The following is a 15009-nucleotide window of genomic DNA, read 5'->3' on the forward strand; positions in this document are numbered from 1 at the left end:
CCGGGAGTGGGGGAGGGGCCGGGGAGCCGCCGCGGCGGGCGGTGGCTCCGCGTGCTGTTCTGCGTGGGACGGGCGCGGCCAGGGCGCCGGGGCGGCCCGGGAGCGGGGCTCCCGGGCGGGGGCAGGATGCCCCGGTCAGGCGATTCGGAACACCCCCTCCACCTCGACCGCGACGCCGAGGGGCAGCGAGGCGCAGCCCACCGCGGCGCGGGCATGGCGGCCACGGTCGCCGAAGACCTCGACCATCAGGTCGGAGGCGCCGTTGATCACCGCCGGATGGTCGGTGAAACCGGGGGTGGCGTTCACGAAGCCGGTGAGCTTGACCACCTGCACGAGGCGGGAGAGATCGCCGCCGCAGGCCGCGCGGAGCTGGGCGATGAGCGCCAGCGCGCAGGCCTTCGCCGCCTCCTGGCCCTCGGCCACGCTCACCGTGTCACCCAGAGTGCCGGTGATGAGCCCGTCGTCGTTGCGGGAGATCTGGCCGGAGATGTAGACCATGCCGCCGGCCACCACGTAGGGCACGTAGTTTGCCGCCGGGGCGGGGGCTTCGGGCAGGGTGATGCCGAGCTCGGCGAGCCGCGCTTCGAATGTGCTCATGGATTTGGGTCCTCGTCCGTATAGCGGTGCGCCGGCCCCGCTGCCGGGGCCGGGCCCGGAGGGGCGGCGCCCCCCCGTGCGGACGGGAGCTTACTCCTCCCGGAAGGCCTTGTTGAAGTAATCCATGATCGGCTTGGTGAAATAGCTCAGCGCGCTGCGCTCTCCGGTCTGGATATAGGCCTCCACCGGCATGCCGGGGATGAGCTCGCGCCCCGAGAGCTTCTCGATCTCGCCCTCGTCGGGGCGGATGCGGGCCTCGTAGTAGGAATAGCCGCGCTGCTCGTCGGTGAAGGAATCGGCCGAGACCTGCAGCACGGTGCCGGTGATCTCCGGCGTCTCGCGCATGTTGAAGGCGGAGAAGCGCAGGATGGCCTGCTGGCCGACATGCACCTCGTCGATGTGGATGGTCTCGATGCGCGAGGCGATCACCAGCCCGCCATCGGTGGGGATGATGTACATGATCGGGTCGGCGGCGCGGATCACCGAGTGCAGCGCGTGCACGGTGTTGCCGTAGACGATGCCGTCGAGCGGGGCGCGCACCTCGAGCCGGGAGAGCTTCTCGAGCGAGGAGAGCCGGCGCTCGCGCAGCTCCACCTCGCGGTACTCGAGGTCGCGCATCTGGGTGATCGCATCCTCGCGCGCGGCGTCCTCCACCCGCAGCACCTCGATCTCGATCTCGGCGATGCGGCCCTTGGCCTGGGCGATGGTGGTGATCAGCTCGCCCACCTCGCCCTTCAGCCGCGCCTCCTCGCGCTGCAGCGCGAGCACGCGGCTGGCCTGGGTGAGACCCTTCTGCTGCAGGGTGATCTGGTCCTGCAGCTCCTTCTGGATGAGGGAGAGCTGGATCTTCAGCGCCTCGAGCTGGGCCTCGCCCCCGGTCACCTGCTGGCCGGTCTGGGCCTTGCGCTCCTGCAGGGCGGAGATCTGCTTCTCACGCGTGTCGCGCCGGGCCTCGAACAGCGCCTGCTGGCCGTCCATCAGCTTCTGCACGTCGGGGCGGGCGGCGGCGAGCTCGATCAGCTCGTCCGACCAGGTGATGGTCTGCGCCTCGTCGCGCTCGGCGGCGAGCCGACCGGTGCGGGCCCAGATCTCGAAGAGCTGACCCTCGACGATGTTGAGCTCGGAGCGCAGCAGCGTGTCGTCGAGCCGCAGCAGCACCTGACCTGCCTCCACCCGGGCGCCGTCGCGCACCAGGATCTCGCCGACCACGCCGCCGTCCGGATGCTGGACGACCTGGCGCTCGGCCTCCACCTGCAGCGCGCCGGAGGCGATCACCGCGCCGGAGATCGAGGCCATCGCGCCCCAGACCCCGAAGCCGAACACCAGCACGAAGAGCGCGACGAGGCCGATGGCGAGCGGGCGCGCCGCACTCCAGCTCCGGGCGGGCGGGCGCGGGGCGGGGCGCTGCGGCGCGCGCGGCGGCATGCGCGTGCCGCCGCCACCGCCGCCACCGGGGGTGGGGGCGGTGCCGAGGGGCTGGGCCGGCGCCTGGCCGGGCTTGCGGGGGGCGGGGGGAATGGGCGTGGGCTCGCTCATGACGTCTGCTCCGCTCCGACGGGCTTGGGCCGCGAATCGGCGCCGATGGCGCCCGCGACCTGGTTGAAGTTGCGCAGGTGCTCGCGCAGCACCTCGTCGCGCGGGCCGAAGGCCTTGCGCATGCCGCCGTCGAGCAGCAGCAGCGTGTCGCACATGGCGATGGCGGCGGGCCGGTGGGCCATGATGATCACGGCGCGGCCCTCGTTCTTCATGGTCTGGATTGCGCGGTTCAGCGCGTCCGACCCCACCGAGTCGAGGTTGGAGTTCGGCTCGTCGAGGATGAGGATCACCGGGTCGCCGTAGAGCGCGCGGGCGAGGCCGAGGCGCTGGCGCTGGCCGCCCGAGAGCCGCGAGCCGCCCGAGGCGATGCGGGTGTCATAGCCTTCCGGCAGCTTGAGGATCATCTCGTGGGCGCCGGCCTTGCGCGCTGCCTCCACCACCTTCTGCGGATCGGGGGTGAGGGAGAGGCGGGCGATGTTTTCCGCCACCGTGGCGTCGAACAGCGCCACGTCCTGGGGCAGGTAGCCGATGTGCTGGCCGAGCGCCTCGTTCGAATAATGCTCCAGCGCGGCACCGTCGAGCCGCACGGTGCCAGAGGCAGGGCGCCAGATGCCGGTGATCACGCGCGCGAGGGTGGACTTGCCCGAGCCCGAGGGCCCGATCACGCCCATCGCCTGGCCGGGCTCGATGCGGAAGGAGACCATGCGCAGGGTCGCCACCTTCTCGCCGGGCGGCACCACGGTGATCTGCTCGCCGGACATCAGCGCGCGGGGGCGGGGCAACTCGGTGCGCTCCGGCTCCTCGGGGGTCTTTTCCAGCAGGTCGGCGAGCTGGCTCCAGCCCTGGCGGGCGCGCTGGATCACCGACCATTGCGCGATCGACTGCTCGATGGGCGCGAGCGCCCGGCCGAGCAGGATCGACCCCGCGATCATCATGCCGCCCGACATCTCGCCCTGCAGCACCAGGAAGGCGCCGAGCCCGAGCATGAGCGACTGCATGAAGTAGCGGAAGGCCTTGGAAATGTTGGAGATCGTGCCCGAGGTGTCGGAGGCGGCGATGGTGGCTTCCAGCGAGGCGTCGCGCCGGTCCTTCCAGCGCTGCAGCCCGGCCTCGCGCATGCCCATGCCGTGGACGAGCTCGCTCTCGCGGCGCAGGTTCTCGGCGAAGGCCTCGCTCTCGGCCGAGGCGGCGTTGGCGGCCATCAGCGGCTTGCGCGACAGGTACTGGTTGAGGAAGGTGAGCGAGACGATGATCACCCCGCCGAGCAGTGCCGCCACGCCCAGCACCCAGTGGAACAGGAACAGCATGGCGATGAACACCGGGGTCCAGGGAATGTCGAAGGCCGCGAAGGGCGCCGGCGAGGACATCAGCCGCTGCACCGCCTCGAGGTCGCGCAGCCCGCTCGCCGGCTTGGTGCGCTCGTTGGGCGAGATGGAGCGGCGCAACACCGCCTCGAACACCCGCCGGTCGAGCCGGGTCTGGAACTTCGCGCCGATGCGCGCCAGCACCCGGGCCCGCGCATAGTCGAGCGCGGCGGAGAGGGCGTAGAGCATCACGATGAGCACGGTGAGGGCCATCAGCGTGGCCTCGGAGCGGCTGGTGAGCACGCGGTCATAGACCTGGAGCATGTACAGCGGCCCGGTGAGCATCAGCAGGTTCACGAAGAAGCTGAACACGCCGATGGCGATGAAAAGCCGCTTGCTGCCGGACAGGGCGTCCCTCAGCTCGGCCCGCCCGTCCTTGAATTTCCTGACCGTCGCCACGCGTATGCCTCCCCTCGAAATACATCAACCAGTCTGCGGTGGCCGTGCGAGGTGCACGCTTGCGCTGCCTGGGTGGCGCTATATCACGCGCCCTCACTATCTCAAATCACCTGTCGGGCTCGTATGACGAATGTCACACTCCACCGGTTAACCGTCCGCCAATATGCCACTTCCATGCTCGGAATGCGGAGGAAAATCTTCCCGCCCCTGCCGTCCTCGTCCGCGGAGATAAAAAACACGTGCGACAGCGCAACTATTTTGACGCCACCGCCTGCTTGTCCTATGGTTCCCCACGATCGAGGCCGGAGCGGCCCTAACCGAGGCTCAAGATGAAGAATTTGTTTTGTTTTTTGCGGGCGCGAACGCCTTGTTTCGCGGCTGTTGCCACGATTGTTCTGGCTGGCTGCGCCGACACGGAGGCGACTCAGCAGGCGGGGCTGATCGCCGACCCCTACGAATCGACGAATCGCGACATCCACGAATTCAACAAGGGGATGGATCGCTACATCCTGCGCCCGGTTTCCCAGGCCTACGAGACGGTGACCCCCGACCTGGTGCGATTCCTGGTGGCGAACGAGGCCAACCACCTGCAGCTGCCGGTGGACGCGGCCAACCATCTCATGCAGGGCGACATCGAGGCGGCGGGCATCGCCGCCGGCCGTTTCGGCTTCAACACGGTCTTCGGCGCCGCCGGCTTCCTCGACCCCGCGACGGAGTTCGGCCTGCCGGCAGACCCGACCGATTTCGGCGAGACGCTCTACACCTGGGGCGTGGGCGAGGGCGTGTATCACGAGCTGCCCTTCATCGGCCCGCGCACCACGCGTGACGCGGTGGGCTGGGGCGTGGACTGGCTCATCGACCCGTCGATCCTGGTGGACAGCACGGCCTTCACCTACGCGGCCCTCGGCCTCTACGGCGCGCACACGCTCGACCGCCGGGTTCAGAACGCCGAGCTGCTCGATTCACTTCTATATGAAAGCGAGGACTCTTACCTCACGCTCAAAACGTCCTATGTCCAGCTCCGGCGCCGGCAGCTGGCGGGCGATTCGGGAACGGGTGACGATGCCCTCCCCGACATCTTCGCCGACGATTGAGCGCGGCGGGCGCCGTGACATCACAGCAATGGAAAGGGTTTCCATGACCGACCTCCCGCAGATCGCCCCGCTGTCCCGTCGCGGACTGCTCGGCGGCGCGCTCGCCCTCGGTCTCGTGACCGTGCTGGGCGCTGGCCGGCCGGCCCTGGCAAAGGTCACCGAGGACCAGGCGCGCGACCTGGTCGAGACGGTGGTGGGCAAGCTGCTCGACATCGCCAACTCCACCAACGACGTGGGCCGGCAGGCCTCCGAGTTCCGCGCCATGCTCGCGCAGTACATGGCGGTGGACGCGGTGGCCCGCTCCACCCTCGGCCCGCGCTGGCGCGAGCTGAACGCCGAGCAGCAGGCCGCCTACCAGGACGCGTTCCAGGACTATGTGGCGCGCAAGTATGCCCCGCGCTTCAACGAGTTCTCCCAGACGCGCATGGAGATCGTCCGCACCCAGGACTACGGCGACCGCGGCGTGATCGTCACCAGCCAGGCCACGCTCTCGAACGGCGAGAAGGCGATGGTCGACTGGGGCGTGACCGACCGGGGCGGCAGCCTGCAGCTCTCCAACATCGTGGTGGAGGGCATCTCCCTCGTCACCTCCGAGCGCGAGATGATCGGCAGCATGCTCGAGAAGCGCGGCAACGATGTCGACCGGCTGATCTCGGACATGAAGTCCGGCGCGTAAGCCACTGAAAACCCCCGGAGCGGCTTGCCGCTTCGGGGCTCTCCCGCTCAGGCCCGCCGCGCCGCTTCCTCGCCTGCGAGGCCGCCCGTGGCCAGGCAGGCGGTGAGCAGGTAGCCCCCGGTGGGCGCCTCCCAGTCCAGCATCTCCCCCGCACAGAACACGCCCGGATGCGCCCGCAGCATCAGGGTTTCGTCGAGCGCCTCCCAGCGCACACCCCCCGCCGAGGAGATCGCCTCGGCGATGGGCCGCGGCCGCTCGAGGCGCAGCGGCAGGGCGCGGATGCGCGCGGCGAGCGCGCGCGGCGCCTCCGGCAGCGGCCCCGCCTCGCGCAGCAGCGCGAGGGCGACGGGCGAGAGGCCGGTCGCCTTGCGCAGGTGGTTCGACAGGCTCGCCTTGCCGCGCGGCCGGGCGAGGGCGGCGGCCAGCGCCTCCGTCTCGCGGTCGGGGGCGAGGTCGAGGGTGAGGGTCACGCCGTCGGGCCCGCAGGCGTCGCGCAGGGCGGCGGAGAGGGCGTAGACCGCGCTGCCCTCGATGCCGGTGCGGCTCACCACGAACTCGCCGCGGATCCGCGTCTCGCCGAAGCTCAGCGCCACCGGCTTCACCGGCGCGCCGAAATGCCGCTCCATGTGGGGGCTCCAGGCCACGTCGAAGCCCATGTTGGCCGGGCGGAAGGCGCGCACGGGCACGCCCGCTTCCTGCAGCGCCGGCACCCAGCCGGCGTCCGAGCCCAGCCGCGGCCAGCTCGCGCCGCCGAAGGCCAGCACCGAGACGCGGGGGCGGATCCGCGTGCCGTCGGCGAACACATGCGCCCCGTCCTCGAGCCCGCACCAGCGCATCCGGCTGCGCAGCTCCACGCCGGAGGCGGCGAGCCGGGCGAGCCAGGCGCGCAGCAGCGGGCTCGCCTTCATCGCCACCGGGTAGACCCGGCGGCTGGAGCCGGTGAACATCTCCTGGCCCAGCCCCTCGGCCCAAGCACGCACCTCGGCGGGGCCGAAGGCGGCGAGGGCGCGCCCGAGCGCCTCCGCCCCGGGCGCGCCGGCGCCGCAGCGCGCGGCAAAGCTCCCCGCGTCCTCCTCGCGCGTGAGGTTGAGCCCGGATTTGCCGGCCATCAGCAGCTTGCGCGCGGGCGAGGGATTGGCCTCGGCCACCAGCACGCGCAGCCCCGCGGCGGCCAGCCGTTCGGCGGCCATCAGCCCGGCCGGGCCGGCGCCTGCCACGAGCGCGTCGGTCATCTGGTCCTCTCTCCCGATCACGGGCGTTCACGGATGCAGGGGGGCGGGGCGCCGGGGCCCGTCGCGGGCAAGGGCCGGATTGCCCCCGGCGCGGCACCTGTGTAACAAATTCCCCCGGCGTGACCAGAGGGCGCGCGCCGCGACGAAAGGCTGGAAAGGATCCCATATGAGCAGTGACAACGACCCCGCCGGCGGCCAGAGCGGCTCCTCCGAGGGCGGGATCGGCCTCAACAAGGTGATCATCGGCTTCCTCGTCGTGCTCGGGGTGGGCACCGCCGCCTGGGCGGGCGGCTGGTTCTACTTCCGCGGCAACGTGCGCGACATGCTCGACGCCGAGGAAGAGCGCATCGCCACCGCCGGCGGCACCGTGACCTACGAGAGCCGCATCATCGGCGGCTTCCCGCTGTCCTACGAGGTGGAATACGCCAAGCCGGTGATCTCGCTGCCCGGCGGCGAGGTGGAGATCACCGCGCCCTGGATGCGCGGCACCGCCACCGCCTTCGACACCGGCGCGGTCGAGCTCGCCTTCCCCGAGGAGATGACCATTTCCGTCACCCCCGCGGGCGCGAGCGACGCGATCGACTTCGCCGTCACCTCCACGGGGCTGACCTCCGTGGCGCGCCTCGCGACCGACGGCGGCACCGAGCACACCATCACAGCCTCCTCGCTGGAGATCGCCCAGCAGACCCCGGCGGAGATCCGCGACGGGCTGATGCAGGCCGAGGATTTCCAGCTCGACGCCTCCGTCTCCGCCGACCAGACCAACGTGAGTGGCAAGATCGCCGCGTCCACGATGAACATCGCCTACGCGGTCGAGCCGGGCCTGATGGCCGAGCTGGTGCCCGGGCAGAGCAGCGCCGGCGCCGGCAGCTCGCAGACCCGCTCCAGCACCGAGGCCTTCAAGGCCGATTTCGCCGTCGACATGCCTGAGGAGGAGACGCTGGCCAGCTTCATGCGCGGCTCCAGCAGCCTGTCGCTGAGCGTGTCGATGGACAGCTCCGTGAGCGAGGGCACCTCCGCCACGCTGCTCGGCCCGGTGGGCTTCAACGTCGAGGCCGGCCCCTCCGCCTCGCTCTACTCGGTCGAGGACGGGGTGGCCGAGGTCAACGGCCGCGTCTCCGACTTCACCTACGACCTCGACTTCAGCGAGACGAATTTCGGCACCGAGAGCGCCGGGTTCACCGGCAAGGGCATCGAGGCGCGCATCGCCGTGCCGCTGGCGATGCGGGAGGAGGCGCAGGAATTCTCCATCGGCCTGCAGTTCTCCGACCTCGAGCTCGACGACGCGCTGTGGCAGATGATCGACCCCGACGACGTGCTGCCGCGCGACCCCGCCGAGCTCGCCTTCGACCTCTCCGGCATGGGCCGCTGGACCCAGGAGCCCGCCACCTTCGCCGCCACCCCGCCGGAGCCGGGCAGCACGCCGCTGCAGCTCGAGACGCTGTCTCTCGGCATGTTCGACCTGAAGCTCGCGGGCGCTGCCCTCTCGGCCAAGGGTTCGGCCACCATGGATTATTCCCAGCCCTCGCCCTTCCCGGAGGGTTCGGTCGCGGTCACCCTCACCGGGTTCGACGACCTCACCGGCCGGCTGGGCGAGATCGGGCTGCTCTCGCCGCAGGAGCTGGCGCTGGTGCGCGGCCTCGCCTCGGCCTACACCCAGCCGGGTACCGAGCCGGACACGCTGGAATCGAGCATCGAGATGCGCGGCGGGGCCGTGCTCATCAACGGGCTGCCGCTGCAATGAGCGCCGAGACCGATTTCCTGCGCCGCCTCTTCGATGCGGCGGTCGACGCCGCGCGCCCGGCGCGCATCGTGGCCGATCACCTGCCCGCAGCCCCCGCAGGCCGGGTGGTGGTGATCGGCGCCGGCAAGGCCTCCGCCGCGATGGCGGCCGAGCTGGAGCGCCGCTGGCCGGGCCCGCTGGAGGGGCTGGTCATCACCCGCTACGGCCACGAGGAGCCCTGCGCGCGCATCGAGATCGCCTCCGCCTCGCACCCGGTGCCGGACGAGGCCGGGGCGGCGGCGGCGGCGCGCACGCTGGAGCTGGTCTCCGGCCTCACCGAGGACGACCTGGTGATCGCGCTGATCTCCGGCGGCGGCTCGGCGCTGATGCCGCTGCCCGCCCCGGGCCTCACGCTCGCCGACAAGCAGGCGGTGAACCGCGCGCTGCTCGCCTCCGGCGCCTCGATCGACGAGATGAACTGCCTGCGCCGGCATCTCTCGGCCATCAAGGGCGGCCGGCTTGCCGCCGCCGCCTTCCCGGCCCGGATGGTGACGCTGATGATCTCCGACGTGCCGGGGGACGACCCGATCAACATCGCCTCCGGCCCCACGGTGGCCGACCCGACCACGCTCGCCGATGCCCGCGCCATCGTGGCGAAATACGGGCTGGAGCTGGCGCCGCAGGTGGCCGCGGCGCTGGAGGATCCCGCGAACGAGAGCGTGAAGCCCGGAGACCCGCGCCTCGCCCGGGCCGAGGCGCATGTGGTGGCCGCCCCCATGGCCTCGCTCGAGGCCGCGGCGGAGCTCGCCCGGGCGGAAGGCTACCTGCCCGAGATCCTCGGGGACGATCTCGAGGGCGAGGCCCGCGAGATGGGCCGCGCCATGGCCCGCCAGGCGCTGGCGCTGAAGGCCGCGGGCCGCGCGGGCCTGCTGATCTCCGGCGGCGAGACCACGGTGACCCTGCCCAAGGACGGCCGCGAGATCGGCGCCGGCGGGCGCAACGTCGACTTCCTGCTCGGCCTCGCCGAGGTGCTCGACGGCGCGCCGGGCATCCACGCGCTGGCGGCCGACACCGACGGTGTCGACGGCGCCACCGAAGTGGCCGGCGCGGTGATCGGGCCCGACACCGTGGCGCGCGCCGCCGCGGCGGGCTACCCGCTCGCCCGCGCGCTGGAGCGCTTCGACGGCCACGGCTATTTCGAGGCCGCCGGCGCCCAGGTGGTCACCGGCCCGACACGCACCAACGTGAACGATTTCCGCGCCATCCTGATCGCGCCCTGAGGGGCTCGCCACCCGCGTCGCGCCCTCCCCGGGGGTGCGGCGCATGCGCCGCAGCATGAGCGGCTGGACGCCGGGCCGCCGCCTGGACTAGGCTGGCCCCGCACCCCCCATCGAAAGGCGCGCGCGACAGTGCAACTGAGCGACGAATTCCTTGCGGCCATCGACGCCGAGGGCGGGCGGTTCACCCCCCCGCATCCGCCCCGGCGCACGGCGCCGATCCCGTTCTGGAAGATCATGAAGCTCTACCGCGAGAACATCATCGCGGTGTTCTCGGAAAACGACTTCCGCCGCCCGATCATCCATGACCGCTACCTCGCACTCGACGTGTTCACCGTGAACGACCCCGCGCTGGTGCAGGAGACCTTCCAGACCAAGCACGAGATCTTCCAGCGCAAGACCCCGCAGATGCGCCACGCGCTGGCGCCGCTGCTGGGCGACGGGCTGTTCGTGTCCGATTCCGAGACATGGAAGCGCCGCCGCGGCGCGGTGGGGCCGATCATCCACACCTCGAAGGTGCGCTCCTTCTCGCCGCTGATGTGCGAGACGGCGGTGGAATGGCGCGAGCACTGGCGGGAGATGGGCGACGGCGCGCAGGTGAACGTTCTGGCCGAGATGGCCGAGCTCACCGCCGAGATCATCTCGCGCACGGTCTTCGGCCGCCGGCTGGGGCGCGAGCATACCGGCGAGATCGTCGCCGGGTTCGCCGAGTACCAGAAGCACATCGACCAGATGGACCTGCCCTCCGTGCTCGGCCTGCCGGACTGGTTTCCCCGCCCGCGCGGCCTGAAGGTGGGCCGCGCCCTGCGCCGGGTGCACGGGGTGATCGACGACATCGTCACCCGCTTCGAGCAGGGCAGGGGCGACGCGGAGGCGGTGATCGGCCAACTCTTCGCCGCGCGCGAGGAGGGCGCCGACGGGCTCGACCGCGAGGCGATCCGCAACGAGGCGATCGTGATCTTCATGGCCGGGCACGAGACCACGGCCAACACCCTCGCCTGGGCCTGGTACCTGATCTCGCAGAGCGGCCGGGTGCGCGACAAGCTGCATGCCGAGCTCGCCGAGGTGCTGCAGGGCCGCGCGCCGGAGATCGACGACGTGCGCCGCCTCACCTACACCCGCGCGATCATCGAGGAGACCCTGCGCCTCTACCCGCCGGTGCCCATCCTCGGCCGCCAGGCGCTGGCCGACGGCGACATCAACGGCACGCAGGTCAAGCGCGGCGCGGTGGTGATGGTCTCGCCCTTCATGCTGCACCGCAAGCCCGACCTGTGGAGCCGCCCGGACGAGTTCATCCCCGAGCGTTTCGACGACAGGCTCACCCAGCGGCCGTCGAAGTATTCCTACATCCCCTTCGCCATCGGGCCGCGCATCTGCCCCGGGCTCACCTTCGGGCTCACCGAGGCGATCCTCTGCCTCGCCACGCTGGCGCAGGATTTCGAGCTGGAGCTGGAGCCGGGCCACGAGGTGCGCACCCAGTGCCGGCTCACCCTGCGCCCGGGCGACACGCTGCCCATGCGCCTGCACCGCCGGGCGGCCGCAGCGGAGGCCCCGGCATGAAGCTCGAGGATGTGCCCTTCGAGGAGACCGCGCCGCCCCCGGTGCCGGTGCCCGGCCTCGCCGCCTTCCGCGCCGGCGGGGCGGAGCGCAAGGCTTTCTTCCGCTACCACCTGAGTGATCGGTTCTTCGGCCTGCTGCAGTTCGCCGGCTTCCACGCGCTCTCCGTGCTGCCGCCCAAGGCCGCGGCGGCGATCGGCGCGCCGATGGGCCGGCTCGTCGCCCGGCTCGACTGGAACCGCCCCTACGTGGAGTTCATGCGCCGCGGCATCATCCGCATCCGCCCCGAGCTGAAGGGCGACCGCGAGGGGCAGGACAGGGTGCTGCGCGCCTGGTTCCGCAATGCCGGCATCGTGCACGCCCAGTTCGCCTGCACCCACAGCCTGGTGACGCCCGAGCGCCTCACCGTGCACAACCGCGAGATCGTGGAGGAGGCGAAGGCCACCGGCAAGCCGGTGTTCATCGTGCTCGTGCATCTGGGCAACTGGGAGGCGGTGGGCGTGGGCATGCGCGCGGTGAAGCTGGGCGAGGGCTTCGGCATCTACGAGCCCCAGCCCAACCGCTACCAGAACCGGCTGATCTACCGGCTGCGCAAGCGCCACAACCTCTATGCCTTCCCGCCCACGCGCAAGCTGCCGGTGCTGCTGGGCAAGCTCGCCTGCGAGGGCGGGGTGAACGCGGCGCTGTTCCTCGACGAGGTGCGCGACGGCCAGTCCACCTTCCCCTATTTCGGCCGGCCGGTGCAGGCCTCCTCGAACATGCGCTTCGTGCTCAAGCTCGCCGCCCGGGCCGAGGCGCGGCTGGTGCCCTGCCATTTCGTGCGCGAGGGGGTGGACCGCAACAGCATCCGCGCGCTCGCCCATCTGCCCCCGCCGCCGCCGCGCGCGACCACCGAAGAGATGGAGGAGACGGCCCGCGCCCTCTCAGCCATCTTCGAGCCCGCCGTGCGCGAGCATCTGGAACAGTGGTACATGCTCAAGGACATGCGCCTGCCGCCGCAGGACTGAGGGCCACAGGATCGGGCGCCGCAGGATTGGGCGCCGCAGGACTGAGGGCCACAGGACCGGGCACCGCAGGACTGAGCACCGCAGGACCGGGCCCGGGCGGCGGCCGATTGACAATCCGCCGCTTTGGCGGGAGCGTGCGGGCCTTGGCATCGGGGAACGGGGAGAGGCGCATGTGCGCGAAGGCGGTGGTGGTGGGCGCCGGGATCACCGGGGTCGCGGCGGCGCTGTGGCTCCGGCGCGAGGGCTGGGAGGTCACGCTGGTCGAGCGCGGGGGCCCGGGCGGGCGCGGGCAGGCCTCCTTCGGCAATGCCGGGCTGCTGGCCGCCGCCTCTGTCGTGCCGGTGTCGATGCCGGGGCTGATCTGGCGCGCGCCGAAGATGCTGCTCGACCCCGATGCACCGCTCTTCCTGCGCTGGCGCTACCTGCCGCGGCTCATGCCCTGGCTGGTGCCCTTCCTGCGCAACGGTTCGGCGGAGAAGGTGCAGCGCATCTCCGGCAGCATCGCCGCGCTCACCGGCGACACGGTGGAGCAGCACGAGGCACTCTCTGCCGGCACCGGGGCCGCGCGCTACATCCGGCGCGGCGACTACGGCTTCCTCTACCGTGACCGCGCCGCCTTCGAGGCCGATGGCGCCGGCTTCGCCCTCAAGCGCGCGCATGGTTTCCGCTGGGCCGAGCACGAGGCCGAGGCGCTGCGCGCCCGCGACCCGGAGCTGGCCGGGGCGGCGGCGGGTTTTCTCGCCGCCTTCCCCGACCATGGCTGGCTCACCGCGCCGGGGCCCTACGTGGCCGCGCTGGCCGAGGCGTTCACCGGCGCCGGCGGCGTGCTGCGCGAGGCCGAGGTGGTGGAGGTGCGCCCCGGGCTGGTGCGGCTCGCGGGCGGCGAGGAGATCGCGGCCGACAAGGTGGTGCTCACCGCCGGCATCTGGTCGCGCAGGCTCGCCGAGGGCCTGGGCCACCGCGTGCCGCTCGAGACCGAGCGCGGCTACCACCTGCTGCTGCGCAACCCCAGCCACATGCCGCCGCATCCCTGCATGGTGGCCGCCGGCTCCTTCGTGATGACGCCGATGGAGGCGGGGCTGCGGCTTGCCGGGGTGGTGGAGTTCGGCGGCACCGGGGCAGGGCCCTCGCAGGCGCCGGTCGAACTGCTGCGCCGCCAGGTGCGCAAGGTCTACCCGGGCCTGACATGGGAGGGGGAGGAGCCCTGGATGGGCTTCCGCCCCACCTTGCCCGACAGCCTGCCGATGCTGGGCGAGAGCCCGCGCGCCCCCGGCGTGATCTTCGCCTTCGGCGGCCAGCACCTCGGCCTCACCATGGGCCCGCGGCTGGGCCGCATGGTCGCCGACCTCGCCGCCGGGCGCCGCCCCAATCTCGACCTCACCCCCTATGCCGTGGACCGTTTCGATGCCTGATACCTCCCCCCCCACCCGCCGGATCGCCATGTGGTCGGGGCCGCGCAACCTCTCCTCGGCGCTGATGCGCAGCTTCTCCTCCCGCGCCGATTGCGCGGTGCGCGACGAGCCGTTCTACGCCGCATATCTCGCCGCCACCGGCCGGGCGCATCCGATGGCCGCCGAGACCATCGTCGCCGGTGAGACCGACCCCGCCCGCGTGGCCCATGCCTGCGCCACCGAGGAGCGCGGCGTGCCGGTGCTCTACCAGAAGCACATGACCCATCACATGCTGCCGGGCATGGACCTGGGCTGGACCGCGGCGCTCACCAACGCCTTCCTGATCCGCGCACCTGAGGCGGTGCTGGCAAGCTACTCGGTGAAGCACGAGGCGGCAGACCAGCAGGACATCGGCTTCGAGAAACAGGCCGAGCTCTTCGAGCGCGAGGCCGACCGGCTGGGCCGTGCGCCGGTGGTCGTCGAGGCCGAGGACATCCTGCGCGACCCGGCCGCGATGCTGCCCGCCCTCTGCGCCGCCCTCGACATTCCCTGGGACCCGGCGATGCTGAGCTGGGAGGTCGGCCCCCACCCCGACGACGGCGCCTGGGCACCGCACTGGTACGGCAGCCTCTGGGCCTCGACCGGCTTCGCGCCCTGGACGGAGCGCGCCCAACCTGCGCTCGGCGCCCCCGAGGCGCGTCTCGCCGAGGAGGCCCGGCCGTTCTACGAGCGCCTGCACGCGCATCGCATCCGGCCCTGAGGAAGAACGCCCGCCTCGCCGAGGGGGCATGCGCCCCCGCAGCTCGGCGGGCGTGGCGAAGGCCCGTCCGGGCCTCCGCCCCCGGCGGCACCCGGGTGGCGCACCGATAACCCTGGCCGGAGCCCTTCCGGCTTTTCCCTTCCGCCCGGGCGACCAGCCCGGGCCGCGCCCGACCCTCCCCCCGGGAGGGCGCGATGGCGATGTCGGTAAGTGTTCAGCCGTCGTCCGGGGCTTTTGAGATAAACTGCTGACCACAGGCGTGGCCCGCGCCCACCCAGGGTCGGGCGCAGCCCTTTGCGCGGGGCGTCAGCCGGGCTTGCGCGCCAAGGCGGGGTGCAGCAGGTGGGCTCCGGGCTGCGAAGTGCACGGGCCACAGTCCTGCCGCTCCGGCTCATG

Annotated in this window: 12 protein-coding genes; 8 read left to right on the plus strand and 4 right to left on the minus strand. The window is 71.9% G+C overall.

Annotation, left to right across the window (positions count from 1 at the left end):
* Window positions 1–135: 135 nt before the first annotated feature.
* The 3 genes from D3P35_RS13295 to D3P35_RS13305 all read right to left on the minus strand — a co-directional run bounded on the left by D3P35_RS13295 (window position 136) and on the right by D3P35_RS13305 (window position 3896).
* Window positions 136–597, minus strand: a complete 462-nt coding sequence (locus tag D3P35_RS13295) for a RidA family protein (protein ID WP_118135222.1) — start codon at window positions 595–597, stop codon at window positions 136–138.
* Window positions 598–687: 90 nt separating this feature from the next.
* On the minus strand, window positions 688–2133 hold the full coding sequence (locus D3P35_RS13300) for an HlyD family type I secretion periplasmic adaptor subunit (protein WP_232830502.1): 1446 nt from the start codon (window positions 2131–2133) through the stop codon (window positions 688–690).
* Entirely contained in the window at window positions 2130–3896 is a 1767-nt protein-coding gene (locus D3P35_RS13305) for a type I secretion system permease/ATPase (RefSeq protein ID WP_118135223.1), read from the minus strand. The genes D3P35_RS13300 and D3P35_RS13305 overlap by 4 nt, the downstream gene beginning before the upstream one ends.
* Window positions 3897–4225: 329 nt before the next feature.
* On the opposite strand from D3P35_RS13305, the gene D3P35_RS13310 reads away from it, so the two are divergent.
* Both D3P35_RS13310 and D3P35_RS13315 read left to right on the plus strand, forming a co-directional pair.
* Complete coding sequence (locus D3P35_RS13310; RefSeq protein ID WP_118135224.1) at window positions 4226–4990, plus strand: VacJ family lipoprotein; 765 nt, start codon at window positions 4226–4228, stop codon at window positions 4988–4990.
* Window positions 4991–5033: 43 nt separating this feature from the next.
* On the plus strand, window positions 5034–5666 hold the full coding sequence (locus D3P35_RS13315; RefSeq protein ID WP_157982142.1) for a phospholipid-binding protein MlaC: 633 nt from the start codon (window positions 5034–5036) through the stop codon (window positions 5664–5666).
* Window positions 5667–5713: 47 nt separating this feature from the next.
* On the opposite strand, the gene D3P35_RS13320 is transcribed toward D3P35_RS13315, so the two are convergent.
* Window positions 5714–6898, minus strand: coding sequence for a TIGR03862 family flavoprotein (locus D3P35_RS13320; RefSeq protein WP_118135226.1), 1185 nt, complete (start codon window positions 6896–6898; stop codon window positions 5714–5716).
* Between the two features lie 166 nt (window positions 6899–7064).
* On the opposite strand from D3P35_RS13320, the gene D3P35_RS13325 reads away from it, so the two are divergent.
* The 6 genes from D3P35_RS13325 to D3P35_RS13350 all read left to right on the plus strand — a co-directional run bounded on the left by D3P35_RS13325 (window position 7065) and on the right by D3P35_RS13350 (window position 14613).
* The gene (locus D3P35_RS13325) at window positions 7065–8642 is read left to right on the plus strand and encodes a DUF2125 domain-containing protein (protein ID WP_118135227.1); all 1578 of its coding nucleotides are present in this window, start codon (window positions 7065–7067) and stop codon (window positions 8640–8642) included.
* On the plus strand, window positions 8639–9901 hold the full coding sequence (locus D3P35_RS13330; protein WP_118135228.1) for a glycerate kinase: 1263 nt from the start codon (window positions 8639–8641) through the stop codon (window positions 9899–9901). Before D3P35_RS13325 ends, D3P35_RS13330 begins: the two co-directional genes overlap by 4 nt.
* Window positions 9902–10030: 129 nt before the next feature.
* On the plus strand, window positions 10031–11458 hold the full coding sequence (locus D3P35_RS13335; protein WP_198670615.1) for a cytochrome P450: 1428 nt from the start codon (window positions 10031–10033) through the stop codon (window positions 11456–11458).
* Window positions 11455–12462, plus strand: coding sequence for a lysophospholipid acyltransferase family protein (locus tag D3P35_RS13340; RefSeq protein WP_118135229.1), 1008 nt, complete (start codon window positions 11455–11457; stop codon window positions 12460–12462). Before D3P35_RS13335 ends, D3P35_RS13340 begins: the two co-directional genes overlap by 4 nt.
* Window positions 12463–12632: 170 nt before the next feature.
* A complete protein-coding gene (locus D3P35_RS13345) occupies window positions 12633–13874 on the plus strand; it encodes an FAD-binding oxidoreductase (protein ID WP_118135230.1) in 1242 nt (413 codons plus the stop codon).
* The gene (locus tag D3P35_RS13350) at window positions 13867–14613 is read left to right on the plus strand and encodes an HAD family hydrolase (protein WP_232830504.1); all 747 of its coding nucleotides are present in this window, start codon (window positions 13867–13869) and stop codon (window positions 14611–14613) included. The genes D3P35_RS13345 and D3P35_RS13350 overlap by 8 nt, the downstream gene beginning before the upstream one ends.
* Window positions 14614–15009 lie beyond the last annotated feature (396 nt).

This window comes from Oceanicella sp. SM1341, assembly GCF_003448965.1.
Classification (GTDB): domain Bacteria; phylum Pseudomonadota; class Alphaproteobacteria; order Rhodobacterales; family Rhodobacteraceae; genus Paroceanicella.

Bases quoted from the DNA above. Each gene is read 5' to 3' on its own strand.
- D3P35_RS13310 (WP_118135224.1), top strand. From the start codon at position 4,226: ATGAAGAATTTGTTTTGTTTTTTGCGGGCGCGAACGCCTTGTTTCGCG.
- D3P35_RS13350 (WP_232830504.1), top strand. From the start codon at position 13,867: ATGCCTGATACCTCCCCCCCCACCCGCCGGATCGCCATGTGGTCGGGG.
- D3P35_RS13315 (WP_157982142.1), top strand. From the start codon at position 5,034: ATGACCGACCTCCCGCAGATCGCCCCGCTGTCCCGTCGCGGACTGCTC.
- D3P35_RS13340 (WP_118135229.1), top strand. From the start codon at position 11,455: ATGAAGCTCGAGGATGTGCCCTTCGAGGAGACCGCGCCGCCCCCGGTG.
- D3P35_RS13330 (WP_118135228.1), top strand. From the start codon at position 8,639: ATGAGCGCCGAGACCGATTTCCTGCGCCGCCTCTTCGATGCGGCGGTC.
- D3P35_RS13295 (WP_118135222.1), bottom strand. From the start codon at position 597: ATGAGCACATTCGAAGCGCGGCTCGCCGAGCTCGGCATCACCCTGCCC.
- D3P35_RS13320 (WP_118135226.1), bottom strand. From the start codon at position 6,898: ATGACCGACGCGCTCGTGGCAGGCGCCGGCCCGGCCGGGCTGATGGCC.
- D3P35_RS13325 (WP_118135227.1), top strand. From the start codon at position 7,065: ATGAGCAGTGACAACGACCCCGCCGGCGGCCAGAGCGGCTCCTCCGAG.
- D3P35_RS13300 (WP_232830502.1), bottom strand. From the start codon at position 2,133: ATGAGCGAGCCCACGCCCATTCCCCCCGCCCCCCGCAAGCCCGGCCAG.
- D3P35_RS13345 (WP_118135230.1), top strand. From the start codon at position 12,633: ATGTGCGCGAAGGCGGTGGTGGTGGGCGCCGGGATCACCGGGGTCGCG.